Raw genomic sequence first — 25,746 nt, 5'->3', positions numbered from 1 at the left:
CCGAGTCAGTAATCGCTGTCGACGTGGCGCTCGATGGTCCCCACGTTGCGCACGTTCACCTTCAGGAACGCGTCGACGACGGTCCCCAGAACCGGGACGGAGCCGACGGTGAAGTCCAGCGCCACGTAGGCGACCATCTTCACGAGTGCGCGCTTCGGGAGCCCGAGTCGCAGCCCGACGAACACGATGTACAGCGAGGCGACGGCGGCGACCGAGTCGCCGGCGACGGGGAGGATCCCCAGGAGAGGATCGAGCCCGACCTTGAAACCCGTTCCCGGCACCGTGAGCGACTCGTCGAGGAGGGTGCCGACCACCCGGGCACGCGCCAGCGGCGCCGGCTCGGCTGCCGCCGTCTCGACGATGTCCGTCGCAGGCTGGGACGTCTGGGCCATAGCCAGCGTTGGACCCGGACGCTCATAGAGGTTGGCCGTCCGGGTCTAGCTGTCCATCTTGTGGCTCATCCGCGGCGCGACCGCCCGGTCGGGGCGCTGGAGCTTGCGGTACAGCATGTTGGCGATGACCGTCTGGTGGCCCCGGCGGAGTCGCTCCGAGAGGGCCTGGTGGGAGACGTCGAAGGACTCGGCCAGTTCCTCCTGGTTGATGCGCCGCGGGACGTCGTAGTAGCCCGCCTCGTAGGCATGAGAGATGGCCTGGTACTGCTCCTCGGTCAGTCGGATCCCGTCCTGCTGGTAGGAGTCGGACATGTCGCAGATCCGTTCGAGGGTGACGTCGATACCGTACTCCTCGCAGAAGTCGTACACCGTCGACACGGAGTCGTGGTCGGGGAAGAATATCTGGAGGCGCCAGGTCCCCTCGCGGGCGTGCGCGTCGAGTATCGTCGCGTCCTCCTCGCTGACGATGGAGACGAGCACCCGGATGCGGGCCTGCCAGTCGACCTGGACCAGACTCTCGTCCTCGAACTCGGCGAGGACGTCGACGTCGCCGACTGTGGGGTCCTCGTCGAGGGCCGCCGTGAGTTCCTCGTCGTCCGCCGTCTGGGCCCACAGGAACGGCATCACGCTGTCGCCGCCGTGCGCGACGAGTCGGACCATCCGGAATTCCGCGTCGGGAAGCGCCTGCAGGGTCTCCGACAGGGCGAACTGCTCGGCCGGCACGTGCGCCTCGACGATAGTGCTCATTGACAGTTTACTTTGCAAGGACCGAATATATGCGTACGCCCTAGCTCTTTAGGATAGCGTCGTGCACTTGCAAGCCGAGCGAAATCGACCGACGGCGGTCGGATAACCTGGGAAATACCTGGCCCAAACGTTCGGTGAGTCTGGCCTGCTTCACAGCGGAATCGGTGTGAAGAATCAGCGAACTGACCCTAGGCGAGCGCCTCGTCCATCACGACCCGCTCGTAGTCGTCGTCGAGCGCCTGGGCGTCCTCGGGCAGCAGCGCGACGACGAGGAACGGGGCGTAGTCGGCGAAGTACTCAACCAGCGCGGCGATGCGGTCGGCGTCGATGGCCTCCAGCGAATCCAGCACCATCACCGGCACGGACTCGTGGACGTCGTGGACCAGGTAGCCCGCCAGCGCGACGACCAGCCCGATGACCTCGCGCTCGGACTCCGAGAGGTGGTCGACGGTGTCCTCGTATACCGCGCCGTCGTCGGCGGACCGGACGACGTGGAGGGTGAACGTGCTGTCCGACCTCGACCCGCGCCCGCTCTCGGCGGCTTTCCGCTCGATCCAGACGCGCTCGACGTTCTCGTAGCCCAGCCGATCCAGCACCGTCTCCATGTGGTCGTTGAACGTGTCGATGGCCGACCGCTCGAGGTTCTCTATCCGGTTCCGCAGCGAGGTGAGTTCCTCACGTAGCTGCTCGCGCTCGGTCTCCAGTTCCTCGCGTTCGTCGTCGAGTGCCTCGATCGCTTCGATCTCCGATTCGAGCGAGTTGAGTTTCTCCTCGAGCTGGCCGCGCTCGTACTCCAGTTCGGAGCGCCGTTCGTACCGGTCCAGCAGTTCGCTGTCCCGCAAGCTCTCGGACTCGCTGGCCTCGTCTTCGAGGGCCGAAATCTGCGCCTGGAGGTCGTCTTCGCGGGCGGACAGCTCCTCGATGCGTGCCTCGCGCTCGTCGATCTCCCCGTCGATCTCCGCGAGCTGGGACTCGAGGGATTCGCGCTCGTCGACGGCGTCCTGCAGGTCCGATAGCGTCGCGCGCGTCTCGTCGATCCGCTTCCGGAGTTCGTTGCGCTCGCTCCGGTGGTCCTCGACCACGCCGCGCAGACCGTCGAGGCGCTCCTCGACGTCGCCGCGGTCGACCGTCGTCCCGCACGTCCAGCACTCGATCTGGCCCGAACTGGGGTCGAGTTCGTCGGCCACACCGCCGCTCGCACCGACGCCGTCGCCGTCCGCACCGGCGCCGTCCTCGCCGACCCCTGGCAGCGCGTCCGCGCCGTCGTCGACGAGTCGCTCGTTGAACTCGACGATGGAGACGAGATCGTTGACAGTGTTCTCCAGCCCGCGCCGACGTCGCTGGAGCCGTTCGAGTTCCTCCCGGGTCGCCTCCAGTTCAGCCTCGGGGACGGACAGGTCATCCAGTCGCTCGCGGGTCTCTTCGCGCTCGGTCTCGAGGGACTCGACCGCGCTGCGCTGGGTTTCGAGCTGGTTCCTGATCGACTCGTACTCCTCGCGCGTCTCGGTGAGTTCCTCGACGACGGCCTCGGCTTCCTCTGCGGTCTCGGCGTCGGCCTCGAACTCGGCGACGGCCTCGCGCACGTCCGCGAGTTCGGACTCCACGTCGGCCAGGTCGTCTTCGGCAGCCACGCGGCGTTCCTTCAGCGCCGCCAGGTTCGACCGGCGCCGTTCGATCTCGTCGAGGCGGTCCTCGACCTCGCGGAGGTTCCGCTGGGTCGACTCGACCTCGGCGGTGATCGCCTCGGTGTCGACCGGCTCCATGATGATCTCCCGGAGTGCGTCCCCGTCGCCGCGCTCGACGGCCCGGCGGGCGGGGTTGACCTCCAGCAGACTGCTGAACAGGTCGACCAGCGACGCGTCGTCGGCGTAGGGGTCACCGCTGACGACGACGCCGTCGCCGTCGCGGCGGAACTGTCGGTCGTAGGTCTTCTCGCCGACGGCGAGTTCGACCTCGCCCGCGTCGGCGTCGCTCTTGAGTTCGCCGTACGACCCCCCCAGGCCCGCGGTGATTGCCTGGAGCAGGGACGTCCGGTTCGTGGCGTTCCGGCCGGTGAGCACCGTCACGCCCGGCTCGAACGTCAGTTCGCGTGAATCGATCCCGCCCAGGTTCTCGACGGCGACCTGCAGGGGCTCCGACTCGGCGTTAGCTACCATTCATCCAACACTCGGATACGGCTTCGTCACATCTCCATTTATAGCTTGCCAGTTACCTACGACCGCGTCAGGGACCCTTCCCTCGCGGTTGTGTAGCATCGGCTTATTCCGGGAGACGGTCGCCGTCAGTCGCCGTCAGTCGCCGCAGTCACAGCCGCCGCGGTCGACGAATCGATCGACGGGGTACGAGGCGCCACAGTCCGAACAGTCTATCCGGACGACGTGGGAAACGTCGACGTCGCCGGCAGCGACCTCCTCCGCCGCGGCGAGTCGCTGGACCGTCCGCTCGACGATGCCCTCGCTACGCGAGCGGGCCCACTCGATAGTCCCCCGTGCGTCGTCGACGGAGAGGCGACTCTCGCGGGCCGTCTCGACGTCCAGACACTCCCTGAGGTGGCTCCGGACGGTCTGGTAGGAGACGAACGCGGCCTCCACTGCACCGACGTCGACGCCGGCGTGTTCCAGGCGCTCGCGGACCTCCGTCCGCTTCCCGGCGCTGACGTCGTCGCCGGTCAGCGCGTCGTAGATGCCGTCGACGTCGCCGATGACGTCGGCGCCGGCCTCCCGTATCGCGCCGTCGAGTAGCGACCGGTTCACGAACCGTTCGAGGTCCCGGAGGCTGTCGCCGTCGGCCCGCCGCTCTCGTATCGTCGCGTGTAAGTCCTCGAGCCCGTAGGCCGCGAGGTTCCGCCCGAGCTTGCACGAACACGGCGGTTCGACGGCGGCGTCGACCGGTCCGCTCTCGTTCATACCGGAGGCAACGTCCGCCCGGCCTATAAGTTTAACACGAAATTATCGCCCGGTAACCTCTCTCTGACCGGTGGATCCCGCCGTAACTACGAGATTCCCCCGCGACCACTGGGCGTCTCTGCGGTTCGGCGGGGGAACCAGAACGTGCAGCTCGGGAGAACTCGATAGAGGAGGCCGCCGTTCCCGTGCTGTCGCCAGCCGGATCAAAGTCGGTCGGCCGGCCGTCCGGCACGCTACCACCCCTGGTCGTGACGCTCTCGTCCAGACTGCTGCCCTCCCCGCTTTCGGTCGGACTGCCAGTCGTTCTGTCGGAATCGCGGGTCAGGCTGCGGGAACTGCTGGCCACTCCGACGGGGCCGGGGCTGTCCGCGGTGGGACCCCTGCTGGCCGGTGTCGTGCTGGCGCTGGCCAGATTGCGGGTTCTGGCTCGACTGCTGGGGCTGAAAGTACTGGGGACGGGCTGCCTGGTTCTCCTGGCCCCACCGCCGGGGCTGCTGTGGCTGGCCCTGGAACGGCTGCTGGGCCGACTCGCCGCGTTGCTGTGGCGACTGGCTGGACTGCTGTGGCGGCTGGCTGGACAGCTGTGGCGGCTGGCTTGATTGTTGCGACGGCTGGCTGGGCTGCTGGCGCTGGGTACCCGGCTGGCCGGGCTGCTGGCGCTGCGAACGCTGTTGGGTCTGCCGGGGTTGCCCAGACTGGCCGTGGGACTGGGGCTGTGACTGCCAGGTTTGGGGCTGTGATTGCGACGGCTGGGGCTGTGGCTGTGATTGCCGGGGCTGTGTCCGGGACCGCTCGGGCTGTGGCTGCGCTTCTCGTGGCTGGTTCTGCCGACCGGGCTGGTGCGACTGCTGGCCGGGCTGGTGCGACTGCCAGCCAGGCTGGTGAGACTGCTGGGACGGGGGCTGTCCCTGTGGCTGCTGGCCCTGCTGCCGGGCTCGCTGTGGTCGAGCCTGGGCGTGGGGCCGTTGTTGGCCCGTCGGTTGTGGTTGCGCTCGCGCTCGACGTCCCTGGACGGCAGGTTGATCCTGCTGGTATTGCACTCCCTGTTGCCGTTGCCGGGGCGCCCGTTGATCTTGTTGACTCTGCTGGGGCTGGAAGCCGGGATCTGACGGTCGGCGCTGCTGCGGGCGCTGGTTGGACTGTGACCCGTGGCCCTGGTGGGGGTGCTGGCTGCGGCCCGACTGGGCGGACTGCTGGCCCCGGTCGAAGTGGTCCGACTGGTGGATCTGGTCCCCTCGATCCGTTCGGACGCCGCGACGGTGGTCGGCATCCCGCGTTCCCGCTTCGTCGGGCTCGTCGGCCTCCTCGGCCCGGTCCTCACCGTCGATCCGTCCCTCACGTTCCGACTTCGGGACGAACTGGCCGGTCTCGGGGTCGCGCGGCGGCAGCCCCCCGCGCTGCTCCCCCTGGGACGCCTCCTCCTGCTGGTCGTCGTCCCGGTGCTCGTCGTCCCGGTCCTGCTCGTCACTGCGTCCGGTCTCGTCGTCCTCGGTGGAGTCGTCTGAGCTCATGCGGATCGCCAGCCGCGCGTGCTGACAGTTGACAGTGCCGGCCGCGTCTATTAAACAGGGGTGATGGTTCCGGGGTTTCAGCGCGCCCGACCCGCGTAAGCGGGAGTTACCGGCGTCGAGCGGCGCGCCGCCCGTCGGTCACTCCGCGTCGAGGTCGTCCGTCTCGAACAGCGTGTCGAACTCGTCGGGGAGTTGCTCGCGCGCGTCCTGGAGTTCGGTCCCGACGCCGGCCTCGGCCAGGGTCGCCACCACGGCGCGGGTGTGTACCACCGCCTCCTCCTCGCTCACCTCGCCGCCCTCCCGGCTGGCGACTCGGTCGACGAACTCGTCGACGGCGAACTCCTCGGGCGAGTCCGTACTCCGACTCGTCATCGCGTCGCTGATCTCCGGCGGGAGCTGTGCGGCCATCTGCTGTGATTCCTCCTTCGAGACGTGCTCGCCGAGCGTGGTCATGGTCGCGAGCACCGCCCGTTCGGCGGCTCGCTCCGAGTCCAGGCCGGCACGGCGTGCTGTCGCGTCGAGGATGTCGTCACGGTCCATAGTATATCTGCGCCGCGAGGCGCTACCCAGACTATCGCTCCCACGACTGTTCAATGTACTGCTATGTCGAACCTCGCCCGGACCGGCAACTGAAAGCCCCGCGATTATACCCGACGCCGACCAAACACGGGCGAGGATCGACGATGGACATAGCAGAGGCCGTCACCACCGACTATCTCGAGTTCGACCCGTCGACGAGAGTGTCGAAACTGATGGGCGCGTTCAAGGAACAGGGCGCCGAGGGGATGCTGATAAACGACGACGTCGACGTCGCCGGGGTCGTCACCCGCAAGCAGTTGCTCCGGTCGCGCCGTGATCCCGACGAGACGGCGAAGAACCTGATGCGGAACGACATCCCCCGCATCGACCGGCGGGACGACGTCCGGGAGGTGGCCCGTCTCATGGTCGAGAGCGACCTCAACCTGCTGCCGGTGTACGACGGCGAGCGCTTCGAGGGCGTCGTCACCGCCGAGAGCCTCGCCAAGGCGGTCCGCCCCAACCTCGACGCGCTCGACGTGAGCGACGTCTACTCCCGGGACCTAATTAGCGTCGGCCCGGACGCGACGCTTGGCGAGGTCATCAACACGCTCCGGACCCACGGCATCTCGCGCGTCCCCGTCATCGACGACGAGACGGAGCCCGACGAGCAGCCGCCGGGCGACACGACGACGGGCGAGTCCGCGAGTCCCCGCGACCCGTCGGACGCGTCCGCCGGGTCCACCGCCCGGGAAGCGGAGGCGATGGCCGATACCGAGGCACGGAGCCCGGTCAGGGAGGCCGTCGGGATCGCGAGCTACTTCGACCTCCTGGAGTTCATCGTCCGCGAGACCGACCAGCAGGAGGGCGGCAACGTCGGCGGGTTCGACGGCCACGGCGGCGAGGGCTCGCAGGCGAACTACCGGAGCCACGGCGGCCACGGCGAACGCGCCGGCGTCGAGTCCCGGCTCCTAGACCTGCCCGTGCGCGACGTGATGAGTTCCCCCGTCCGGACGACCGGGCCGACGACCCCGCTGGGCGAAGCCACCGAAGAGATGCTGGAGAACGGCTTCTCGTCGCTCGTCGTGGACGTCCCCACGCAGGGGCCCGACGGGGTCGTCACGCTGACCGACGTGCTCCGCTCGCTCACCTGGGAGCCGGACGAGGAGGAGACGCGCCTGCAGATATTCGGCATGAACCTCCTGACCGACCTCTCCCGGGAGGACGTCGCCGGGATGATCGAGGAAGTCGACGGCAAGTACGAGGAGATGGACGTCATCGAGGCCTACGTCGTCCTCCAGAACCACCGCGAGCGCCAGCGCGGCATGCCGCTCATCCGCGCGACGATCCGGCTGTTCACGAACAAGGGTCGCTTCGCCGGCACGGGCGAGGAGTACGGCGCCGCGCCGGCGATCCGCGCGGCCCGCGACCGGCTCGAACGCACCGTCCTGGACGACAAGAGCCACACTATCGAGGAACGGCGTTCTCCCGGCGAGCGCGAGGAGGCCGAACACCTCGTCAGCTGGTGGCTCGAATCGTAATACGTAGTCGTTAGACGCATACAGCGCCGACGACCGACACTCGCCGACCACACTCACAATGGCACGAGACCCCCACCGGTCCGACGACGAATCGTTCCACGATCAGCAGAACCAGGGGAATGCTCCCCACCGTCGCCAGCAGCGCCAGGGCCAGCAACGTGGTTCGGGCGGCCACCACAGCGACCAGGAGGTGACCCACCAGAACCAGGGCGAACACCGGGAGTACGCTCCCCGCGGAGACCACGAGCAACAACAGGCCAGCGGTCGCCAGCTCGGCGAGCGACCGGGCGCCCAGCCCGGCCACGCCGACCAGCGGAGCGACCAGCCGAACCAGGGGCGCGGACGCGAGCACCAGTCCCGCCAGCAGAGCCCCGCTCCCCACGAGGAGACGAAACAGCATCACCACGCAAGTGGGCACCAGCAACACCAGCGACACGGCAGCGGGAACCAGCAGCACGGTCACCACGACCAGCCGTCCCACCAGAGCCAGCAGTCAGGGCAGGGCCCGTCCCCGCAACAGTCCCATCAGGAAGGGGGCGGCCACCACCAGACTCGGTCCGGACACCACCAGGGACAGTCCAGTCACCAGCATGGACAGTCCAGTCACCAGCAGGGTGACCAGTTCCAGCGCACGTCCGGACAGCAGCCGCAGAACCAGCAATCCGGACAGCCCCAGCATCACCAGCAGCAGGGTCAGCAGCAGCAGCGCCACCAGCAACGGGGCCAGCGATATCAGGGTGATCAGCGGCTGTACACCGGCCACGAACACGGGGGCGAGAGCGACGGACAGTTCCGGAGTGCGTCCGACTACTGGCAGCAGGACCAGCGCGGGAGTCGGCAGGGTGGCCAGGGACACGGACAGGGACACCAGCAGTCTCAGCAGCACCAGCAGTCTCACCAGCCCCCCAGCCAGCAGCAGTCCCACCAGCACGGCGACGAACCCCGGAGTCGCCAGCAGGCATACGACCCGCAGGGCGGCCAACAGCACGGCGACCTGGGCCACGGCAACCAGCGCCAGCACCACGGCCACCAGCAGGGCGGCCACCACCAGAGCGGCCACGGTCAGGGCCACCAGCAGCAGGGTGAAGAGGACAACGTCCCGCAGGCGCGCGGCGACCGGGAGGCCGACCAGCACCCCCAGCACCTCGCAGAGGAGGGGCTGGCTCACCAGCGGTCCGGCGACCACCGGGACGACAGGGCCCGCAAGGGTGAGCGCGGGCCCTGACGACCGACGACGAATGACCCCGAGAACGCCGTTTGCTCCCTACCGACCCGCCATCTCGGCGACCCGTTCGAGGTCCTCTTGCAGTCCAGCCTTCACGCTGTCGTCGTAGAACGTCGCGGCGGGGTGGTACGTCGGGACCACGACGTAGCCGTCCCGTTCGTAGGTCTCGCCCCGCAGGTCCGAGATGGGAGCGTCGCGCTCGACGACCTCGCGGCTGGCGAACGCGCCCAGCGGGACGACGACCGCGGGGTCGATCGCCTCGATTTCGGCCCACAGCACCGGACGCCAGGCCTCGATTTCGTCGCTGGTCGGGTCGCGATTCTCCGGCGGGCGCACCTTCACGAGGTTCGTGATGTACACCTGCTTGCGCTCGATGCCGACGTCTTCCAGCAGCGAGTCCAGCACGCGGCCGGCGTTGCCCACGAAGGGTTCGCCCTGTTCGACTTCGTTGGCGCCCGGCGCCTCGCCGACGAAGACGACGTCCGCGTCCGCCGGGCCGACGCCGCCGACGAACCGCTCCCGGTCGAACAGGTCGTCGGGGATCTCCGCTAGCTCTGCTTCGAATCGCTCCCGAATATCGAGTGGCATGGCCGTTCACCTCGGGATTGGGTCGCGGCGGGCTACGGTCTTTCGCCGGGTGCCGAGCGACGGGGCGCCGCCCGCCGCGGTCACGCGGTCTGGGAACAGGTCTTTCAGTCCGCTGTCCCTACCAGTACGTATGAGTAACGACGGGAGCGGTGGCTACGACCCCGACCACGAGCGCGTCCAGGACAGCGCGAACGAGCGGCGCCGCGACCGGACCGAGACCGTCGAGGACGCCATCGGCGACGTCGGCATGCTCGAGGAGTCGAAGTACCCCGCGACGAGCGAGGAACTGGCCGTCGAGTACGCCGACCAAGAACTCGACCTGGTCAACGAGACGGAGTCACTGGGCTCGGTCTTCGACCGCCTCGTCGACGAGCGCTTCGAGTCACCGGACGAGGCCCGCGAGGCCGTGCTCAACGAGTTGACCGGCGAGGCGGCCGGCGACGAGGAGTACAACGACGAGCGGGCGGTCGACCCGCTGGACGACGAGGAGGCCGAACCGCTCGGAACCGGAGAAGCGGACGAGGAGCGACGGCAGTAACCGGCGGCGGTCGCCCCGTCACGCCGCCCAGACCAGTTCGAGCGATAGCTTCGCGCCACAGCCTCCTTGCTGGAGCTGTTCGTCCTCGGACTCGACCTCGGCGGCGTCGTCGTCGAGGACGCCGGTACAGCGCCCCTCCTCGACGATGCTGACGAGGGTGTTGGTCGCGCCGCACTGGGGACAGTCGATGGACGGGCCACCGTTCCCTTCGTGGATGGCGTCGGGTTCGAGCATCATTCTGGCCGCGTCGCTCTCGTCGGGGGATGACTCTGCCATTGTCTCACCCGTGACGTGGAGCGGCGCGCCGATAAACCTCCCGGCGTGGCAACCAATTTATAACTGGAGTGTGAACATATCCCATGGAAATCCGCACCGCAACGGGGAACGACGCCGAGGACATCGCGCGGGCCGCCCGCGCCTCGCTCTCGGAGTCCTACAGCCACTTCGTCGACGAGGAGACCATCGACGAGATGGTCGAACAGTGGTACACCCCGGACCGCATCAGGGAGCTCCTCGACGACGACCACGTGGTCTTCGACGTCGTCGAGGTGGACGACGAGGTCGTCGGGTTCGCCCAGGGCGCCACCGTCGAGACGGAGCCGGTCGTCGGCGAGATCCACTGGCTCCACGTCGTCCCGGGCGAGCGCGAGGAGGGGATCGGCGTCCAGCTCCTGGGTCACGTCCAGGAGACGTTCGAAGACAGCGAGGCCGTCGTCCTCCGCGGGCTCGTCCTCGAGGGGAACGAGGCGGGGACGGGGTTCTACACCGACCACGGCTTCGAACGGACCGAGACGTCGACGGTCGAGATCGGCGACCAGGAGTTCGACGAGGTCGTCTTCGAGAAACAGCTCGGCACGGAACCGGCCGAGCAGGTCCTCGAAGCGATCGCGGGTCCGGACGACCGGGAGCTGTTCGTCAACTTCAGCGAGGGCGAACGCGGCCTCCGCGCGCCGTTCTACCCCGTCTTCGGCACCCGGGAACTGAACGATCGCTACGGCTGGTTCTGCGGCGACTGCGACTCCATCGACAACACGATGGACTCGATGGGCCGCATTGTCTGTAACAACTGCGGCAACAAGCGGAAGGCGACCCGGTGGGACGCCTCCTACCTCTGACCGGGAGCCTCGTCCCTCTAATTGTCAGTCCCCATCCGTTCTCGTCCGTCGTCGGTACTCGTCGTCCGTCGTCGTTGATTCCCGACACGTCAGCGGAACAAACGTTTAGGGCCAGACGCCCGTAGCTGGAGTGATGGCACGGTTGCGCGGACTCGTCGAGTCTCGCTCGCTGAACGCCGCCGTCACCTGGACGCTCGTCGGCGTCCTCGTCGCGGGCACGCTGGCGAGCCTGGCCGTCGGGGACTTGCTCTGGGCCGTCTTCGGCGCCACCGTCGTCGCGGTGGCGCTGGTCCCGACAGTCGTCATGCGGGACGCGTCCGTCCTCGTCGCCTGGGAGCCGCTCGCCCTCGCGGCTGTCCCACTCGTCGCCCAGTGGGTCGGGCTGTTCGTCACGCCGCTGACGTACCTCTCGGTGGCGGCGCTGGCGCTGCTGGTCGCCGTCGAGATCGACTCGTTCTCGACGGCGGAGATGCCGCCCTGGTTCGCGGTGCTGTTCGTCGTCCTGACGACGCTGACCGTCGCCGGGCTCTGGGGGATCCTCCAGTACTTCTCCGACGTGCTCCTCGAGACGTCGTTCCTCGCCGGCCGAGTCGCCCTGATGTGGGAACTCGTCGGCGCGACGGGCGCCGGGGTCGCCGCCGGCGTCCTCTTCCACCTCTACTTCCAGCGCTACGGCTCAATCGGCGGATCCTCGGCGGAGGTGGGCGGTTCGTGACGGAGCTCGACCTGGGCCGCGCGCTCCGGCTGGCGACGTACGCGATGCAGCTGGCGCTCGGCGCCATCACGGCCTACGCCGTCTTCCAGGCGAGCGCCGGAATGGTGGTCAACGCCGGCCTCCCGTTCCTGATCGCGCTCTTTCCGCTGTACGTCCGCTACCGGTACGACAACCAGCTCAGCCCGGTACTGTCGCTGTGGATCGTCACGGCGGCGTTCCTGCACGCGGTCGGGATGCTCGGCCTCTACCGGACCTACGGCTGGTACGATCAAATCGCACACGGTGTGTCCGGGGCGGTGGTGGCGGGGGTCGGCTACGCCCTCGTCCGGGTGATCGAGAACGAGTACGAGAGCGTCGAGATTCCACCGAACCTCCGGTTCGTCTTCATCGTCGTCTTCGCCGGCGCACTCGGCGTGATCTGGGAGGTCGCCGAGTTCACGCTCAGCGAACTGGCAGTGATCTTCGGCGGCAAGCCGCTACTGGCCCAGTTCGGCCTCGGCGACGTCGTCCTGGACATGCTGTTCAGCATCGCCGGCGCCGTCCTCGTCGCCATCTGGGGGACGCGTTACTTCGACGGCCTGCGGTCGGTGGTGGACCGCCACGTCGACGGGACCGGGGAACGGGCTGCGGACCGCGACGACAGCGCGGACCGCCCCGCCGACTAATCCGACGCCAGTTCGTTCGTGACCAGTTCGAGGAAGTCGGCGACCCCGTCCTGGTCCGGAACGCGCACCGACGCCGCGGTATCGGGAGTGTCGCCGACTGCCACGCCGAGTCCCTGGGGTTCGACGACCTCGAAGGCGTCCTCGTCGGTGGTGTCGTCGCCGACGTAGACGACGTCCCAGTCGTCGGGGACGTCCTCGGCGAGCAACTCGACGACGCGGCCCTTGTCCCAGTCGACGCGGGGGCGTATCTCGCGGATCTGTTTGCCCGCGACCACCTCGAACGGCTCGCCGGGGGCGTCCATCCGCGCCGCGACGTCGGCCACGCTCGCGTCGACCGACTCGACGACCTCGGGGACTCGCTCCTCGGGCACCTGCCGGTAGTGGACCGTCGCGGTGATGCCCTTGTGCTCGACGGCGACGCCGGGGATCGATTCCGTCGCCGCCTCGATTTCGGCGCAGACGTCGTCGATGGCGTCGCGCTGCTCGTCCGCCTCCGGAACGACCTCGATATGGTCGCGTCGCTTGAGTTCCAGGCCGTGGTTGCCCGCGTAGACGACGCCGTCGACGTCGACGCGGCCCTGCAGGTCGTCGATGGCCCGGCCGCTGATCACCGCGACGTCGACCGGCGGGTCCTGGGCGAGTCTGCCCACGAGGGATCTGCAGTCGGCCGCCATCGCCGCGTCGTCCGGCTGATCGACGATTGGCGCCAGCGTCCCGTCGAAGTCCAGACAGAGCAGGGCACCGGCCGCCTCGGCGAAGCGGTCGCGGAGGGCAGCGCGGCGGTCCTCGACGGTCGGCGGCGGGCTAGACGCTCGCATGGTGCTGGTCTTTCGGGGTCGGCTCGCGGAGCGCGTCGACGGTCGCGAAGATAGTGCGGATCCACGTGGAGATGTCGTTCGTCGCGACGTGGCGGCGGAGCGCGTCCATCCGGGGGCGACGTTCCTCCCGGGGCATGGCCAGCGCCTCGTCGACAGTCTCCTTGAACGCCGTCGTGTCGTGGGGGTTGATCGACATGACCCACTCGTGGAGTTCGTCGTGGGCGCCCGCCTGGTCGCTGAGGACGAGCACGCCGTCGTCGTCCTGCTGGGCGGCGACGTACTCCTGGCAGACGAGGTTCATCCCGTCGCGGATCGGACTGACGATGGCGACGTCGGCGAAGCGGTAGAGCGCGTACAGTGCCTCGTCGGCCAGGTAGTCGGTCGTGTAGACAATAGGCTGCCAGTCGTCGGTGCCGAAGCGCTCGTTGACCGACTCGACGGCGTCCTCGACGCGCTGCTGGTACTGGCTGTAGGCGTCGATCTGCGAGCGGCTCTCCGTGCCTACCTGGACGTACGTGAAAGACTCACGCCACTGCGATGAACTCTCCCAGAGCCGTTCGAGCGCCTCGATTCGCTGGGGGATCCCCTTCGTGTAGTCGAGGCGGTCGACGCCGACGCCGACCTTCGTGTCGTCGTCGATGCCGTGGGTGTCGCTGAAGTCGCGCCAGAACGTCTCGGCCCCGGGGTGCTTGGCCTGGCGGTTGATGTCGTCGGCAGGGACGCCCATCGGGAACGCACGAACCGTCGTCACCGACTGCTCGTGGACGACGCGCCGGTTCTCCCAGTCGACGTGTGCCCCGGGCAGCGCCGCCGAGACACAGCGCAGGAAGTTGTCGCAGTACCTGGGGACGTGGAAGCCGACGAGGTCGTTGCCGAGCATCCCGCGGAGCACCTCGCGCCCGTGCGGGCAGGCGCGGAACACGTCCCACGACGGCCACGGGATGTGCCAGGTGTGGATGCAGAACACGCCCTCGGGGATCCGGTCCTGAACCATCTCCGCGGCGAGGCCGAGGTGGTAGTCGTGGAACCAGACGACCGACCGGGGGTCGGCCGAATCGACGACGGCGTCGGCGAAGCGCTCGTTGACGCCCTGGTAGTGGTCCCAGAATCGGGCGTTGCCGTCGACGTTGGTCAGCGCGGAGTGGCAGATGGGCCACAGCACGCGGTTGCTGAAGCCGTAGTAGTAGTTGTCGACCTGCTCGTCGGTGAGCCAGAGCCGTTCGAGGGTGTACTGCCCGTCGCTCTCCCCCGGCGGGACCGTGACTCGCCCGTCGTCGTCGACGACGGCGGCGTCCGCGTCGCCGTCGCCCCAGGCGATCCACGTGCCGTTCACCTGGCGCATCACCGCGTCGAGACCGGCCGTCAGCCCGCCGGCCGGGGCGTCGACTGTTATCCCGTCGCCGTCGTCGTCGGAGTGGCGATAGGGCTGGCGATTCGAGAGAACGAGAAGTTCCTCGCCCGGAACGCCGGGCGTGGGCCGGGTCGAACCGCGGTCGACCGACCCCTCCGAGAGATGTGACTTCTCCATAGCGGCTACACCATGGTACCTCCTCGACCCAGGTAGACCCCGCCCCTGCACACGCGGGGCATTTAATACGGGGACGACAGCGAACCGCCAGACGGGAGCGGTGTGGAGAGCGACAGAGACAGCGCCCCGCCGCCCGCCGTGTGTCCTTCAAGCGCCTGCGCTCGCAAGCGACAGGGGTTACGTGTTTCGTGACCAACACGTACCCGTATGCCAGTCAACTCTGGCGCGAACGGTGCGGACGAGGCACTGAGCAGCGAGCGCCGGCGGTCGAGCCCGCGAGAGCGCGTCGACGACGCGGAGGTGGTCTGAGATGTACGCGACCCTGACAGACCTGGCGCTGCAACTCGGCGGCGGTGAGTTCCTCACGTGGGCGATCGCCTTCTTCGTCCTCGCCATCGTCGCCGCGGCCCTCGGGATGGGCGGCGTCGCCGGGATCTCCATGGACATCGCGAAGATCCTCGTCGTGGTGTTCCTGATCCTGGCGGTGATCGCCTTGGTCCTCTAGCCGGCCGCACCGTTTCCCCGCTGTCCGACGGGCGAACTGCCTGCAGTATATTACGCCGACGGCCGTACGGGTCAGTAGCCGGATGAGCACTATCGTCGAGGCGTCAGTCCCGGCCGAACAGTTCGCACTGCAGGAGACGTGTCGGCGACTCCCCGACGCCGTCTTCGAGGCCGTCCGGGTGGTGACCGACGGCACCGACGAGGTGATGCCGCTGGTGTGGGGCTCCGGCGCCGACCGGGGAACGCTCACCGAGGCCCTCGCCGAGGACCCGAGCGTCGACGGGGTCTCCGTGTGCACGCAGGTCCACGAAGCCTCGCTCTTCCGACTGACGTGGACGACGCGAGTGCCGGTCGTGACCGGGCTGCTCGTCGCCGGCCGGGGTGTGATTCTCGGCGCGCGAGCACAGGGCGGCACCTGGACGTTCCGGCTCCTCTTTCCCCGACGGGACGCGGTCGCGGCCATCGTCGAGTCCTGTGACCGGTACGGCGTCGACGCGCGGATCGAACGGATCTACCCGATGACGGAGTCCTCGCGTGCCGGCCAGTCAGATCTGACGGAGCAACAGCTCCAGACGGTCGAAGTCGCCCTCGAACGGGGGTACTACGACGTCCCCCGGCAGACGACGCTCACGGAACTGGCCGAGGAACTCGACGTCTCACACCAGGCGCTCTCCGAGCGGTTGCGCCGCGGCCATCGACGGCTAGTGGCGGCCACGCTCGGCGCGCACCTCGACCGCGAATCGCGCCCCTGATAGTGGTGGTTGTAATCCCGTACCGGCGTCCTGTCGAGCGCAGTGAGACAGGGCTGGACGGACGAGCAGAGCGAGTCCGTCGGCATCCGGCCGAACTGTGAGAGGCCGGGCTCGATAGACGAACGGAGTGAGTCTATCGGCGTTCGTCGCGGCCGGTTCGTCCCCGTGTCGCTGTCCGTTATCGCTCGGACGCCGACGAGCTGGCGCTCTCGTCGGCGGTCTCGGCGGTCTGCATCTCTCCTTCCGAGACGTAGCCGCCCTCGGCGTCGTCCCTGGCGACGTCGCCGGCCGACTGCTCGGACCAGGCCGACCCGCTGGTCGAGGACATCCGCTTCCGGGCCATGTACGTGATCGCGACGATCGCGAGGACGAGCCCCATCGTGGCGAGTTTGGACCGCCCGCCGCCGGAGTCGTCCTGCTGTGGGGACGACTGACCGTGCCAGTCCTCGTCGGTCTCGTCGACCGTGCCGGACGAGGAACCGGACTCGCCGCTCGCGACCGAGACCGAGTCGGCCTCCTCACGGATAGCCTCGCGGACGGCCTGTTTCATCGGTTCCCGGAGGAGTTCTGTCGCGGCGAACCGCGCGCCTTTTCGCATCATCGCTGACGACTTGGATTGGGAGGACATTGCTCCGTTCGTGTAGACGAGCCGAAACCTCAAAGAAGTCCGGGTGGCGGCTATCCCGGGGACGTCACCGGCGCCCCGCGGGGCGCGCCGCCGGGCTGACGACCCGCACGCGACCGACGAACGGGTCGCCGCCAACGCGTCCGGGACACGCGCGTCCAGCACGTCCGGGACAGTCGGCTCAGCGGGCCACAGTTCCACCCCTTCGACCGCCAACACGGGGAGTAAGCTCGTCTTAGGAGACTGAAAGCTTTCGTTGAACGCCAGCGTCGAGCCGTCTGTCGCAAACTGGTACGAAATCTGTTATAATTCGGCGAAGACGGCCGATTTCGGGGCGCCAATAGCCGTACGGCGGCGGGTCGCCGTAGCGGAAGAAAACCCATACCGGCAGTAAAACTTTTACTAACACACCGACAACGGACAGAGTGACTCAATCAATGTATCGCAACGGACAACACGTCGAACACAACGCCCCCCAGCAGCAGGCCCGTGACACCCGGAACTACTTCGTCAGGCACGACTTCGACGGCGCCGCGGAGCTGACGACGACGCTCGCCCACGCCATCTCCGACGTCACCGGCATCGACGTCACCGACACCGGCTTCACCCTGAACGACCACGTGGACCCCGATGCGCTGGACCGCCTCTTCGCGCCCAGACCGGACGGGACCCCGCGGACGAACGGCCACCTCAGTTTCACCGTCTGGAACCACCAGGTAACCGTCTACAGTAACGGCCAGATCGCCATCGTCCCGCCGCGCCAGTCGCCGCCCGTCCAGCGGTAGCAGCCGATTTCACTCTCCGGCCTCTCTTCTCTCACCGTCGTGGTCACGTCACCGCTCGCGTCAGGGGTGTCTTACCGCCGGGATCGCCGTCTTCACGCCGCCTCCGACGGGCCAGTCGCGCCCTCTGGCTCCGGACGGACCGGCCGAGAAACGTCCATTTTCCGGGGACGGCGCCGACTACTCCGCTGAACGGTATCGGCGATTTATACAGACACCTGCAGTCGAACGGCCTGTCGACGCCCGCGGAGTACAGGCGCCACCAGCGACCGCGCGATCCGCCGCCTCCGCCTCGCGTGCCCGCAGCCCGGGAAGGGGGGCGGCGTCGCGCGACCAGGCGATTGACCAAGACCACGTCACTACCAATGAGTCACTCCAACGACCTCGTCAGCAAGGCGATAGAGATGCAACAGGACACGATCGAGAACGGCCAGCGCGCCATGCAACAGGCGGTCGAGTTCCCGCTGGAACAGACCGTCGAGTTCCAGAAGAGCGCGGCCGAGATGATGCTCAACGGGCTGGAACTCGGGAGGTGGGCCCAGCGCCAGGGCATCGACTTCACCAACGACGCGCTCACCACCTACATCACGACCGTCGAGAACGCGGTCCAGAACACGGAACAGGCCACCGAGTCCGGGATGGCGGCGATGCAGTCCCAGGCCCAGCAGATCCCCCAGCAGATGCAGCAGTTCCAGCCGCCCCAGTACCAGTCCGGAGCGTCTCAGTACCAGACGCCACAGCAACCGCCCGAGCAGAACCGACAGCCCCAGCAGTATCCACAGTCCCAGCGACAGCAGCCGATGCAGCAACCGCAGTCCCAGCAGCCCCAGTCACCACAGTTCGGTGAGCAGCCGACGCAGGGGATGCAGCAGCCGCCGGGCCAGCAACAGCGGTCCCAGCAGCCGATGCCCCAGCAACCCCAGCAGTACACACAGCCACCGCAGCAGTCCCAGCGGTACACACGGCCGCCCCAGCAGCCCCCTGGGCAGAGAGGCCAGTCTCAGCCACCGACCCAGCAATCACAGCAGCCGCCAACCCAGCAGCCGACGCAGCCATCCCCCGCACAGACGCCACCGGGTCAGCCGGAGTCACAGGGGTCCCAGCAGGAACCGCCGACCGACCAGCCTTCCCAGTCCCCGACCGGCGGGGACCAGCGCTCCGAGCAGGAGACCACGACATCGGAACTGACCCAGGAGACATAGCCCCACCGTCCTCGCTGACGCCCCCTGCAGTCCACCGGGCGACTGCCCGCCCCGCGCAGTTGCGTGACGGCCCACCGCTTCCCAGACGCCCCAGTTTTCACCCGGACTGACCCATGGTGGCGCGACGGAGCGCGCCACTGGGCAATTCAGTTCTCACTCGGACTGATCCGTGGTGGCGCGACGGAGCGCGCCACTGGACGGATCAGTCCTCCGTCCAGTACATCAGGTCTTCCTTCTCCGACCCGCAGTTGGGACACGTGTCCGGGAGCCCGCCCTCGATGTCGCCCATCTCGCCGCACTGCGTACAGCGCCACATCAGTTCGGCCTCGCCGAAGGACTGGCCGGACCTGGCGTGTTCGATGCTCATCCCCTCGATATCGTCCCGGGTGGTCAGGTACACGCCGCTCTCCTCGATCCCGCGGACGGTGCCGACGGGTTCGCCCGCCTCGTTGTAGAGCGTCTCGCCGATCGAGATGCTGAGCGCCTCCGATTCGTCCTCGGCGTCTGGTTTCTCGCCTCGACCGCTCATACCGCTCGTAGGAGTTCGCGCGGTAAAACGTTGGCACCAAACCACTGATCAGGCAGTTCCCACGTCGGTATCGCGGCCGACGGAATCGCTCGCCGTTCGCAATCAAGCTGGCGCCTCACTTCGTTCGCCGCCAGCCTATCCGAACGACGGCAGTATCTCCGACTCGTAGAAGTCGAAGAAGTCCGCCTGGTTCGGACCGATCTGGTGGACGTAGACGTGGTCGAAGCCGGCGTCGACGAACTGCTGGATCTGGTCGAGGTGTTCGTCGGCGTCGGGACCGCAGACGACGCTCTCGGCGATCTCCTCCTCGGTGACGTCCGCCGCCAGCGCCTCGAAGTGTTTCGGCGTCGGGAGCTCCCAGCTGACGTCGCCGGGGATGGCGCTGTTTGGCCAGTGCTCCAGCGCCGTCTCCCTGGCAGTCTGCTCGTCTTCGGCGTAACAGACCGTCACCTGTCCGTAGCGCGGGCCCTCGCCCGACTCCCGGAACCGGTCGACCAGGTCCTCGGCGGGTGCGGTACTGACGAAGCCGTCGCCGAACTCGCCGGCCTTCGTCGCGGACTTTGGGCCAGTCCCCGAGACGACGACGTCCGGGGGCTCCTCGGGGAGCGTGAACAGCTTCGCGTTCTCGACGGTGTAGTGCTCCCCGCGGTGGGTGACGTTCTGGCCGGTCCAGAGCTTCCGGATGACGTCGACCGACTCCTCGAGCATCGACATGCGCTCGTCGAACGCTGGCCAGCGCTCGCCCGTGACGTGCTCGTTGAGCTTCTCGCCGGTGCCGACGCCGAAGAAGAATCGTCCCTCGAACAGCGACGCCGTGGTCGCGGTGGCCTGGGCCACGATGGCGGGGTGAACGCGGATGATCGGCGCGGTGACGCCGGTGCCGACCCGCAGGTCCGCCGTCTCGCGGGCGACGCCGCCGAGCGTCGCCCAGACGAAGGGCGCCTCGCCCTGGTTCTGGACCCACGGGTGGTAGTGGTCGGAGGCGACGGCGAACTCGAAGCCGGCCTCCTCGGCACGGACCGCGTGGTCGACGAGTGCGTTCGGCCCGTGCTCCTCGCTGGAGAGAGTGTAGCCGAGTTCAGGCATCGGGACCCCTCCGTGCGGAACCTGACGTTTCGATGCGATACGACGGGTCGAGTCGGGTCGGATGCTGGGTTCGTTGCATGGTCTGATTCGCCGGTGAATCGTTCGATCGGTCGGTTCCTGCCCGCGGGCCGGTCGCGTCGGCCTACGGCGAGCGGTCCTCGATGGGCTGGACGGGGGAGTTCTGGACGATGCCGACGCGGAACCAGTGGTAGCCGTACGGGTCCATGTCGAGTTCGATCGTCCCGCCGTCGACGCCGTGGTCCTGGTCGCCGAAGACGGGGACGACGCAGGCGTCCTCGCCCTCTTCGAGCGTGACGGCCGTCGTCTGTGGGTCGCCGGTGAGGTTGTGGACGGCGACGAGCGAGCGGCCGTCCCAGTCGGCGCGGTGGGCGAACACGTCGTGGGTCTCGACGTCGAGAATCGCGCAGTCGCCCCAGCCGATTTCCGGGTGCTCCATCCGGGTGTGTGAGAGCGACTCCATCCAGTTCAGCAGCGACCCCTCGTCGAAGCGCTGGTCGTCGACGTTGACGGACTCGTAGCCGAACTCCTCGTCGTCGACGACCGGGCGGGTCAGTTCCGACGCCGGCGCCGACGAGAAGCCGGCGTTCTCCTCGTCGGCCCACTGCATGGGCGTCCGGACGGCCATCCGGATCCGGGCCTGGTCGCCGTCGAACATCGGCGCGAGCCGCCGCCGGACGCCACGGTCGAAGATACGCATCGACTCGTCGGGGGCGAACGCGTCGAAGACGTCCTGGCGCTGGGCCTCGGTCACCCACTCGAGGTTGAGTTCGTCGTGGTTACGCAGGAAGTTCGCCCACTGGCCGGTCTCGGGCATCTCGGGGAGGATCTTGAGTCCCTCGCTGAGCGACGCGGCGTCCTCCGTGGCCAGCGAGTGGAAGAGGTAGCCGGCCAGCAGGAAGTCGAACAGCATGTTCAGCTCGTCGCCGTCGCCGAAGAACTCGCCGACCTCGCTGGCCGTCCCGCCCGCCTCGCCGAGCAGGAGGGCGTCCTCGCTGCGCCGGTCGACAAACTCGCGGAACTCCCTGAAGACGTCGTGGGGATTGGCCATCGCCGTCGACTCGAGGCCCTTCTTCCCGATCATGATCGGCGCGGCGTCGAACCGGAAGCCGGAGACGCCGAGCTGGAGCCAGAAGCCCATGATTTGCTCGACCTCGCGGCGGACGGCCGGGTTCGACATGTCGAGGCCGGGTTCGTGGCTGTAGAACCGGTGGTAGTAGGACGCCGCCGCCTCCTCGTCGTAGCTCCAGACGCTGTCCTCCTCGTCCGGGAATATCGGCGGCACCTCGGGCTCGGGCGGGTCTTCGGACCAGACGTAGTAGTCGCGATACGGCTGTTCGCCCCGGCGAGCCTTCTGGAACCACGGGTGGTCCCGCGAGGTGTGGTTGACGATGAGGTCGATGAGGACGCGGATGCCGCGGGAGTCGGCCTCGCGGACCAGTTCGACGAAGTCGCCCAAGGTCCCGTAGCGGTCGTCGACGTCGTAGTAGTCGGTGACGTCGTAGCCGTCGTCCCGCCGGGGCGAGGGGTAAAACGGCAACACCCACAGGCAGTCGACGCCGAGCCGGTCGAGGTAGTCCAGCCGACCGATCAGCCCCTGGATGTCACCGACGCCGTCGCCGTCCGAATCCATGAACGTCTCGAGGTCGACGCCGTAGATCAGCGCGTTCTTGTACCAGAAATCGCTCGTGGTCACGTCGGCTCCTCCGGGTGGCCCCACGTCGTCCCCGTTCGACGCCGTCGCGGGAGGCTCCGGGACGTAGTGTGAGCCACGTGATAGCTTGCGGCGCAATTCTCTTTAACGCTTTGCTGACCCGCTCGTTGCGGTCGGAGACGCTCGCTACTGCATCCCCCGCTGGGCCTGGCCCGGAACGGGGCCCTGGCCCTGCAGGTGGGCTTCGACGAGCCACAGCGCCTTCGACACGCCGCGCGAGACCTCGTTGAGCAGGTCGGCGGTGTCGAGGTCGCCCTGCTCGGAGACGGCATTGATCTGCTCGTACAGCGTGGCGTCGAACCGCGCGAGGCTGGACGCGATCGCCTCGAGCAGCGCCTGCTCGTCCGAGAGCGTCGGGGGCATCTGGGGGACGTACGACTCCCGGGCGACGACTGGTGCGGTGCCGTGGGCCTGCCCGCCGAGCGCCGTGGCCCGCTCGGCGATGTCGTCGGTGAACGCTTCCAGCGTGTCGGCGACGTCCTCGAACAGCTCGTGAAGCTGGTAGAAGTTCGGCCCGCGGACGTTCCAGTGAGCCGTCTTCGTCTGCATGGTGACCGCCGTGATGTCCGCGAGGACCTGGTTGAGCGCGGTGATGCTGGTCGCCCGAACCCGCTCGTCGAGGAAATTCCGCGTCGGGAACAGCCGCTGGTCCGCCTGGCGGGGCTGGCTCTGGCGTTGCAGCTGACCCCCCTGGGACTGCATCTGCACCTGCTGCTGGGCGTGCTGGGGCTGCGGGGGCTGCTGGTCGTTCGGTGGCTGTTCGGACTGCTGGCTCTGGGTGGGTGGCTGTTGGTGGCTCATGGATATCGCCCGACTGCATGCCGACTACTCCGGGCGGCCGTAAGAAAGTTAGCGTCAGCGACAGGTACTTAGAGGGATTCCTGGCTTCCGTCCCCCTCGCCGTCCCCGTCACCACCGTCGGTGTCGCGGTTCTCGCCGGCCACTGAACCCCCGCGGTCGGAGTACTCCTTGCGACCCTCAGCGTCGTCCCCGACCATGTTGAGGATCGACTGGTGGATCTGGTCCTGTCCCTCGAACTCCTCGCGCCCGAGCGGGCCGATGACCTCCTCGACGGTGCTCTCGCCGCCCGAGTGCTCGACCGTCCGGTCGCCGTATTTCTCCAGCAGTTCCTCCTTCGAGATGGGATAGGACTCGTTCTCGAGGTCTTCCTGCAAGGCACCGAACTCGATCCCCATGTCGCGGTTGTCACTCATGCGAGTATCCTCGCCCGTACTTGGACCGGTACGGGCAAAGGAGTTGGGGTGCCGACAGGTTCCGGCGGATCCGTAAGCCGTCGTTACCTCGCTATCCGACCGCTTACGACCGCTTGCGACTGCAAGCAGCGACGACGTCCAGCTGCCCCCAAAGCGGGCGCGAATTTCGCCATCGATCCCACCGCTGTCGTGCGGTTTTTGACACGTCACCGTGCTGCCAGGGGAGTCGCTTATAGTCGTCTGGTGCCTACCGCGGTCACCGAACGTTTCGACGCCGCCGGAGCCGCCGGACCGGTGTCTGCACCGACCGCTGTGGGAACTAGCAAAATGAACACCCACGACAACAGATCCGCCGCACCAGCATATCCCGACGCGACGCCGGTTGAACAGCACCTCGTCGTCGACAAGACCGACTGGGTTCCGGGGAAACATCCCGACCAGCACCGCCGCTGGGACGGCCAGACCGGGTATCGAGAGCGCTTCTTCCGCTGTATCAGATGCGGCGCCGAGCGCTCGTCGAAGGCCGACTTCCCGCCCGAGTGCGACCCCGAGGAGTGAACCGGGTTTCGGGCGACTTGATTAGGCAGCGACACTAAGTGCCCGCCGTCCCTGGAACGAGCTAGTATGTCCAGTGACCACTCCGACGAGACGACCGTCCACCACGCGCGGGATCCGACGCTCGTCCGAACGATCGTCGAGGAGCGCGGCGGCTACCCGGCCCACCTCGCAGGGTCCGAAGGGACCGGCGACCAGGGGCTCCTCCGCATCGGCTTCCCCGACATCGAGGACGAGGAGTTCACGGAGATATCCTGGGAGCAGTTCGAAGAAGAGTTCGAGGACAAGAACATGGCAGCCGTCTACCCGTCCGACGAGGACGCGACGCTCGACGGCACCCACCCGATGCGGCTCGTCAAACGCGACGCGGTCGAGGACGAGGAGTAACCACGGGTTCACTGTCAGGAGTCAGCCATCATGAGCACGATACGCACCCCGGACCTCCAGCGCGGGGCGACGGGGGCTGACGACGCCGACGACGCTATCGAGGCCGTTCGCCAGCGAGCGACGCCGCTGACGACAGACACCGTCGACGACCTGGCCGCCCACGTCGCCGACTCGACGTACGTTCTGCTGGGCGAGTCCTCCCACGGCACCGCAGAGTTCCACCGCTGGCGAGCCCGTCTGACCGCGCGCCTCGTCGAGGACTACGGCTTCGACGTCGTGGCCGTCGAGGGGGACTGGACCGACTGCTACGAGGTGAACCGGTACGTTCGGGGCGAGACGTCCCCGTCCGGCGGCGCCCTGGACGTCCTCGACGAGTTCGACCGCTGGCCTACCTGGCTGTGGGCCAACTGGGAGACCGTCGAGTTCGTCGACTGGCTTCGCCGGATCAACGACCGGCGGGGCGAGGAGGACCGCGTGGGCTTCTACGGGATGGACGTCTACTCGCTGTTCGAGTCGATGGCGGCCGTCGTCGACTACCTCGAAGACGTCGACCCGGCGGCCGCCGACCGGGCCCGCGAGGCGTACGCGTGCTTCGAGCCCTACAGCGAGGACGGCCAGTCCTACGCCCGCGACCTCCGGCTGGCGCCCGAGGACTGCGAGGACGAGGTCGTCGACGTGCTCCAGCGACTCAGCCACGACGTCCGGGGGAACGAGGTCCGGGAGGACAGCTTCGCCGCCGAGCAGAACGCACTCGTCGCGAAGAACGCCGAGGCGTACTACCGGTCGATGATCCAGGCCGACGTCGAGTCCTGGAACGTCCGCGACGAGCACATGGTCGAGACGCTGGAGCGCCTCCGGAGCCACTACGGCCCCGACAGCACGGTGATCGTCTGGGCGCACAACACCCACGTCGGCGACGCACGCGCGACCGACATGGCCCGCCGCGGCGAGGTCAACGTCGGCCAGCTGATCCGCGAGCAGGTCGGCCCGGACGAGGCGTCGATCGTCGGCTTCGGCACCGAGCGCGGCAGCGTCGTCGCCGCCGATGCCTGGGGCGAACCGGCGGAAGTGATGTCCGTCCCGCCGGCCAAAGCCGGGAGCTACGAGTCCGTCTTCCACCGCGCCGGCGTCGGGGACTCCAGCATCGCGTTCGACCGCGACGAGGAGGGACCGCTCGCCGAGCCACGGGGCCACCGCGCTATCGGCGTCGTCTACCACCCCAAGCGCGAACTCGGCAACTACGTGCCGACCGTCCTCCCCGACCGGTACGACGCCTACGTCCACGTCGACGAGACAACGGCGCTACACCCCCTTCACGCCGAACCGGAGGCCGACGACCGCGAGCCCCCGGAGACCTACCCCTGGGGCGTGTAATCGGCGTTACTGTTGCTCCTCACGCAGTCCTCGATACCACGAACGCGAGTCATCTGCGTTCGAAAGCAGACGGGTCACGAGTTTCTGTAGCCCCCGCTCGCTTAGAACTCGGTGCCTCCCGCCGGTCGAAACCGAGCTGCTCGCGGGCCACTTCGTTCCCCGCTCGCTCGTTCCTTGGTTCCTCCCGTCCGTCGGAACC

The 25,746-nt window shown here is 68.0% G+C and carries 32 protein-coding genes; 15 read left to right on the top strand and 17 right to left on the bottom strand.

The annotated features are described in order from the left end of the window. Positions 1–5 precede the first annotated feature (5 nt). The 4 genes from BM337_RS17235 to rdfA form a co-directional block, all read right to left on the bottom strand. On the bottom strand, positions 6–392 hold the full coding sequence (locus BM337_RS17235; protein WP_089818263.1) for a DUF4112 domain-containing protein: 387 nt from the start codon (positions 390–392) through the stop codon (positions 6–8). A gap of 45 nt (positions 393–437) precedes the next feature. After that, entirely contained in the window at positions 438–1,139 is a 702-nt protein-coding gene (locus tag BM337_RS17230; RefSeq protein ID WP_089818261.1) for a helix-turn-helix domain-containing protein, read from the bottom strand. Positions 1,140–1,327: 188 nt separating this feature from the next. Then, the gene (locus BM337_RS17225) at positions 1,328–3,295 is read right to left on the bottom strand and encodes an archaea-specific SMC-related protein (protein ID WP_089818259.1); all 1,968 of its coding nucleotides are present in this window, start codon (positions 3,293–3,295) and stop codon (positions 1,328–1,330) included. 135 nt (positions 3,296–3,430) lie between these two features. Next, positions 3,431–4,045, bottom strand: a complete 615-nt coding sequence (rdfA, locus tag BM337_RS17220) for a rod-determining factor RdfA (protein ID WP_089818257.1) — start codon at positions 4,043–4,045, stop codon at positions 3,431–3,433. Between the two features lie 371 nt (positions 4,046–4,416). Between rdfA and BM337_RS20740 the strand changes: the two genes are divergently transcribed. The 3 genes from BM337_RS20740 to BM337_RS17205 all read left to right on the top strand — a co-directional run bounded on the left by BM337_RS20740 (position 4,417) and on the right by BM337_RS17205 (position 5,550). Further along, positions 4,417–4,644: a hypothetical protein gene (locus BM337_RS20740; protein WP_143117740.1), complete on the top strand. Its 228-nt coding sequence runs from the start codon at positions 4,417–4,419 to the stop codon at positions 4,642–4,644. A gap of 240 nt (positions 4,645–4,884) precedes the next feature. Beyond that, on the top strand, positions 4,885–5,154 hold the full coding sequence (locus BM337_RS17210) for a hypothetical protein (RefSeq protein ID WP_143117739.1): 270 nt from the start codon (positions 4,885–4,887) through the stop codon (positions 5,152–5,154). Between the two features lie 39 nt (positions 5,155–5,193). After that, positions 5,194–5,550, top strand: a complete 357-nt coding sequence (locus BM337_RS17205) for a hypothetical protein (protein ID WP_143117738.1) — start codon at positions 5,194–5,196, stop codon at positions 5,548–5,550. A 144-nt stretch (positions 5,551–5,694) separates the two neighbouring features. On the opposite strand, the gene BM337_RS17200 is transcribed toward BM337_RS17205, so the two are convergent. After that, positions 5,695–6,096 (bottom strand): DUF2267 domain-containing protein, encoded by a 402-nt coding sequence (locus tag BM337_RS17200; RefSeq protein WP_089818249.1) that lies wholly within the window; start codon positions 6,094–6,096, stop codon positions 5,695–5,697. Positions 6,097–6,239: 143 nt separating this feature from the next. Between BM337_RS17200 and BM337_RS17195 the strand changes: the two genes are divergently transcribed. Then, complete coding sequence (locus tag BM337_RS17195; protein ID WP_177227651.1) at positions 6,240–7,613, top strand: CBS domain-containing protein; 1,374 nt, start codon at positions 6,240–6,242, stop codon at positions 7,611–7,613. Positions 7,614–7,623: 10 nt separating this feature from the next. Here the strand turns inward: BM337_RS17195 and BM337_RS21265 are convergent, their stop codons facing one another. The 3 genes from BM337_RS21265 to BM337_RS17180 form a co-directional block, all read right to left on the bottom strand. Next, positions 7,624–8,076, bottom strand: coding sequence for a hypothetical protein (locus BM337_RS21265; protein ID WP_177227642.1), 453 nt, complete (start codon positions 8,074–8,076; stop codon positions 7,624–7,626). Between the two features lie 30 nt (positions 8,077–8,106). Continuing rightward, positions 8,107–8,781, bottom strand: a complete 675-nt coding sequence (locus BM337_RS21260; RefSeq protein ID WP_089818242.1) for a hypothetical protein — start codon at positions 8,779–8,781, stop codon at positions 8,107–8,109. Positions 8,782–8,877: 96 nt separating this feature from the next. Further along, entirely contained in the window at positions 8,878–9,426 is a 549-nt protein-coding gene (locus tag BM337_RS17180; protein ID WP_089818240.1) for a uracil-DNA glycosylase, read from the bottom strand. Positions 9,427–9,556: 130 nt separating this feature from the next. Between BM337_RS17180 and BM337_RS17175 the strand changes: the two genes are divergently transcribed. After that, a complete protein-coding gene (locus BM337_RS17175; RefSeq protein ID WP_089818238.1) occupies positions 9,557–9,964 on the top strand; it encodes a DUF5789 family protein in 408 nt (135 codons plus the stop codon). Between the two features lie 18 nt (positions 9,965–9,982). Here BM337_RS17175 and BM337_RS17170 read toward each other — a convergent pair whose 3' ends face one another. Then, positions 9,983–10,240, bottom strand: a complete 258-nt coding sequence (locus BM337_RS17170; protein WP_089818236.1) for a hypothetical protein — start codon at positions 10,238–10,240, stop codon at positions 9,983–9,985. An 83-nt stretch (positions 10,241–10,323) separates the two neighbouring features. Between BM337_RS17170 and BM337_RS17165 the strand changes: the two genes are divergently transcribed. From BM337_RS17165 to BM337_RS17155, 3 genes are all read left to right on the top strand, one after another. Next, positions 10,324–11,079, top strand: a complete 756-nt coding sequence (locus BM337_RS17165; RefSeq protein WP_089818234.1) for a GNAT family N-acetyltransferase — start codon at positions 10,324–10,326, stop codon at positions 11,077–11,079. A gap of 133 nt (positions 11,080–11,212) precedes the next feature. Then, positions 11,213–11,794: a hypothetical protein gene (locus BM337_RS17160; protein WP_089818231.1), complete on the top strand. Its 582-nt coding sequence runs from the start codon at positions 11,213–11,215 to the stop codon at positions 11,792–11,794. Next, positions 11,791–12,459 (top strand): DUF2238 domain-containing protein, encoded by a 669-nt coding sequence (locus BM337_RS17155; protein WP_089818229.1) that lies wholly within the window; start codon positions 11,791–11,793, stop codon positions 12,457–12,459. The genes BM337_RS17160 and BM337_RS17155 overlap by 4 nt, the downstream gene beginning before the upstream one ends. On the opposite strand, the gene otsB is transcribed toward BM337_RS17155, so the two are convergent. Together otsB and BM337_RS17145 are read right to left on the bottom strand one after the other, a co-directional pair. Then, positions 12,456–13,277: a trehalose-phosphatase gene (otsB, locus tag BM337_RS17150; protein WP_089818228.1), complete on the bottom strand. Its 822-nt coding sequence runs from the start codon at positions 13,275–13,277 to the stop codon at positions 12,456–12,458. The two genes, BM337_RS17155 and otsB, sit on opposite strands and share 4 nt — an antisense overlap. Further along, entirely contained in the window at positions 13,264–14,805 is a 1,542-nt protein-coding gene (locus BM337_RS17145; RefSeq protein WP_089818226.1) for an alpha,alpha-trehalose-phosphate synthase (UDP-forming), read from the bottom strand. Before BM337_RS17145 ends, otsB begins: the two co-directional genes overlap by 14 nt. 310 nt (positions 14,806–15,115) lie before the next feature. Here BM337_RS17145 and BM337_RS17140 point away from each other — a divergent pair, with 310 nt between their 5' ends. Both BM337_RS17140 and BM337_RS17135 read left to right on the top strand, forming a co-directional pair. Further along, on the top strand, positions 15,116–15,310 hold the full coding sequence (locus BM337_RS17140; RefSeq protein WP_089818224.1) for a DUF1328 domain-containing protein: 195 nt from the start codon (positions 15,116–15,118) through the stop codon (positions 15,308–15,310). 82 nt (positions 15,311–15,392) lie between these two features. Continuing rightward, entirely contained in the window at positions 15,393–16,061 is a 669-nt protein-coding gene (locus BM337_RS17135; RefSeq protein WP_089818222.1) for a helix-turn-helix domain-containing protein, read from the top strand. Positions 16,062–16,239: 178 nt separating this feature from the next. Here BM337_RS17135 and BM337_RS17130 read toward each other — a convergent pair whose 3' ends face one another. After that, positions 16,240–16,662 carry a hypothetical protein gene (locus tag BM337_RS17130; RefSeq protein ID WP_177227640.1) on the bottom strand — a complete coding sequence of 141 codons (423 nt, stop codon included), beginning with the start codon at positions 16,660–16,662 and terminating at the stop codon, positions 16,240–16,242. A gap of 449 nt (positions 16,663–17,111) precedes the next feature. Between BM337_RS17130 and BM337_RS17125 the strand changes: the two genes are divergently transcribed. Then, positions 17,112–17,471, top strand: coding sequence for a HalOD1 output domain-containing protein (locus BM337_RS17125; RefSeq protein ID WP_218155587.1), 360 nt, complete (start codon positions 17,112–17,114; stop codon positions 17,469–17,471). Positions 17,472–17,833: 362 nt separating this feature from the next. Then, on the top strand, positions 17,834–18,670 hold the full coding sequence (locus BM337_RS17120; protein WP_089818215.1) for a hypothetical protein: 837 nt from the start codon (positions 17,834–17,836) through the stop codon (positions 18,668–18,670). A gap of 202 nt (positions 18,671–18,872) precedes the next feature. Here the strand turns inward: BM337_RS17120 and BM337_RS17115 are convergent, their stop codons facing one another. The 5 genes from BM337_RS17115 to BM337_RS17095 form a co-directional block, all read right to left on the bottom strand. Further along, positions 18,873–19,199, bottom strand: coding sequence for a DUF7130 family rubredoxin-like protein (locus tag BM337_RS17115; RefSeq protein ID WP_089818213.1), 327 nt, complete (start codon positions 19,197–19,199; stop codon positions 18,873–18,875). Between the two features lie 135 nt (positions 19,200–19,334). Continuing rightward, a complete protein-coding gene (locus BM337_RS17110; protein WP_089818211.1) occupies positions 19,335–20,285 on the bottom strand; it encodes a TIGR03557 family F420-dependent LLM class oxidoreductase in 951 nt (316 codons plus the stop codon). Positions 20,286–20,427: 142 nt separating this feature from the next. Next, the gene (locus tag BM337_RS17105; protein WP_218155586.1) at positions 20,428–21,999 is read right to left on the bottom strand and encodes an alpha-amylase family glycosyl hydrolase; all 1,572 of its coding nucleotides are present in this window, start codon (positions 21,997–21,999) and stop codon (positions 20,428–20,430) included. A gap of 144 nt (positions 22,000–22,143) precedes the next feature. Further along, on the bottom strand, positions 22,144–22,818 hold the full coding sequence (dps, locus tag BM337_RS17100) for a DNA starvation/stationary phase protection protein Dps (protein ID WP_089818209.1): 675 nt from the start codon (positions 22,816–22,818) through the stop codon (positions 22,144–22,146). Between the two features lie 68 nt (positions 22,819–22,886). Continuing rightward, the gene (locus tag BM337_RS17095) at positions 22,887–23,231 is read right to left on the bottom strand and encodes a DUF5789 family protein (protein ID WP_089818207.1); all 345 of its coding nucleotides are present in this window, start codon (positions 23,229–23,231) and stop codon (positions 22,887–22,889) included. A 327-nt stretch (positions 23,232–23,558) separates the two neighbouring features. On the opposite strand from BM337_RS17095, the gene BM337_RS17090 reads away from it, so the two are divergent. The 3 genes from BM337_RS17090 to BM337_RS17080 all read left to right on the top strand — a co-directional run bounded on the left by BM337_RS17090 (position 23,559) and on the right by BM337_RS17080 (position 25,547). Further along, positions 23,559–23,789 carry a hypothetical protein gene (locus BM337_RS17090; protein WP_089818204.1) on the top strand — a complete coding sequence of 77 codons (231 nt, stop codon included), beginning with the start codon at positions 23,559–23,561 and terminating at the stop codon, positions 23,787–23,789. A gap of 66 nt (positions 23,790–23,855) precedes the next feature. Continuing rightward, the gene (locus BM337_RS17085) at positions 23,856–24,173 is read left to right on the top strand and encodes a hypothetical protein (RefSeq protein ID WP_089818202.1); all 318 of its coding nucleotides are present in this window, start codon (positions 23,856–23,858) and stop codon (positions 24,171–24,173) included. Between the two features lie 30 nt (positions 24,174–24,203). Further along, positions 24,204–25,547 carry an erythromycin esterase family protein gene (locus BM337_RS17080; protein ID WP_089818199.1) on the top strand — a complete coding sequence of 448 codons (1,344 nt, stop codon included), beginning with the start codon at positions 24,204–24,206 and terminating at the stop codon, positions 25,545–25,547. Positions 25,548–25,746: the final 199 nt, after the last annotated feature.

Origin of the sequence: Halomicrobium zhouii (assembly GCF_900114435.1) — an archaeon.
In the GTDB taxonomy this organism is placed as follows: domain Archaea; phylum Halobacteriota; class Halobacteria; order Halobacteriales; family Haloarculaceae; genus Halomicrobium; species Halomicrobium zhouii.
Note: the sequence above shows the minus strand (reverse complement) of the source record. Positions and strands in the feature narration are given on the sequence as shown.

Excerpts from the sequence above, each read along its gene's own strand:
- BM337_RS17090 (WP_089818204.1), top strand. The coding sequence starts at position 23,559 with ATGAACACCCACGACAACAGATCCGCCGCACCAGCATATCCCGACGCG.
- BM337_RS17140 (WP_089818224.1), top strand. The coding sequence starts at position 15,116 with ATGTACGCGACCCTGACAGACCTGGCGCTGCAACTCGGCGGCGGTGAG.
- BM337_RS17235 (WP_089818263.1), bottom strand. The coding sequence starts at position 392 with ATGGCCCAGACGTCCCAGCCTGCGACGGACATCGTCGAGACGGCGGCA.
- BM337_RS17085 (WP_089818202.1), top strand. The coding sequence starts at position 23,856 with ATGTCCAGTGACCACTCCGACGAGACGACCGTCCACCACGCGCGGGAT.
- BM337_RS17115 (WP_089818213.1), bottom strand. The coding sequence starts at position 19,199 with ATGAGCGGTCGAGGCGAGAAACCAGACGCCGAGGACGAATCGGAGGCG.
- BM337_RS17135 (WP_089818222.1), top strand. The coding sequence starts at position 15,393 with ATGAGCACTATCGTCGAGGCGTCAGTCCCGGCCGAACAGTTCGCACTG.
- BM337_RS17170 (WP_089818236.1), bottom strand. The coding sequence starts at position 10,240 with ATGGCAGAGTCATCCCCCGACGAGAGCGACGCGGCCAGAATGATGCTC.
- BM337_RS17195 (WP_177227651.1), top strand. The coding sequence starts at position 6,240 with ATGGACATAGCAGAGGCCGTCACCACCGACTATCTCGAGTTCGACCCG.
- BM337_RS17175 (WP_089818238.1), top strand. The coding sequence starts at position 9,557 with ATGAGTAACGACGGGAGCGGTGGCTACGACCCCGACCACGAGCGCGTC.
- BM337_RS17180 (WP_089818240.1), bottom strand. The coding sequence starts at position 9,426 with ATGCCACTCGATATTCGGGAGCGATTCGAAGCAGAGCTAGCGGAGATC.
- BM337_RS17200 (WP_089818249.1), bottom strand. The coding sequence starts at position 6,096 with ATGGACCGTGACGACATCCTCGACGCGACAGCACGCCGTGCCGGCCTG.
- BM337_RS17110 (WP_089818211.1), bottom strand. The coding sequence starts at position 20,285 with ATGCCTGAACTCGGCTACACTCTCTCCAGCGAGGAGCACGGGCCGAAC.
- BM337_RS17130 (WP_177227640.1), bottom strand. The coding sequence starts at position 16,662 with ATGATGCGAAAAGGCGCGCGGTTCGCCGCGACAGAACTCCTCCGGGAA.
- otsB (WP_089818228.1), bottom strand. The coding sequence starts at position 13,277 with ATGCGAGCGTCTAGCCCGCCGCCGACCGTCGAGGACCGCCGCGCTGCC.
- BM337_RS17230 (WP_089818261.1), bottom strand. The coding sequence starts at position 1,139 with ATGAGCACTATCGTCGAGGCGCACGTGCCGGCCGAGCAGTTCGCCCTG.
- BM337_RS17095 (WP_089818207.1), bottom strand. The coding sequence starts at position 23,231 with ATGAGTGACAACCGCGACATGGGGATCGAGTTCGGTGCCTTGCAGGAA.
- rdfA (WP_089818257.1), bottom strand. The coding sequence starts at position 4,045 with ATGAACGAGAGCGGACCGGTCGACGCCGCCGTCGAACCGCCGTGTTCG.
- BM337_RS17225 (WP_089818259.1), bottom strand. The coding sequence starts at position 3,295 with ATGGTAGCTAACGCCGAGTCGGAGCCCCTGCAGGTCGCCGTCGAGAAC.
- dps (WP_089818209.1), bottom strand. The coding sequence starts at position 22,818 with ATGAGCCACCAACAGCCACCCACCCAGAGCCAGCAGTCCGAACAGCCA.
- BM337_RS17145 (WP_089818226.1), bottom strand. The coding sequence starts at position 14,805 with ATGGAGAAGTCACATCTCTCGGAGGGGTCGGTCGACCGCGGTTCGACC.
- BM337_RS17160 (WP_089818231.1), top strand. The coding sequence starts at position 11,213 with ATGGCACGGTTGCGCGGACTCGTCGAGTCTCGCTCGCTGAACGCCGCC.
- BM337_RS17120 (WP_089818215.1), top strand. The coding sequence starts at position 17,834 with ATGAGTCACTCCAACGACCTCGTCAGCAAGGCGATAGAGATGCAACAG.
- BM337_RS17080 (WP_089818199.1), top strand. The coding sequence starts at position 24,204 with ATGAGCACGATACGCACCCCGGACCTCCAGCGCGGGGCGACGGGGGCT.
- BM337_RS17165 (WP_089818234.1), top strand. The coding sequence starts at position 10,324 with ATGGAAATCCGCACCGCAACGGGGAACGACGCCGAGGACATCGCGCGG.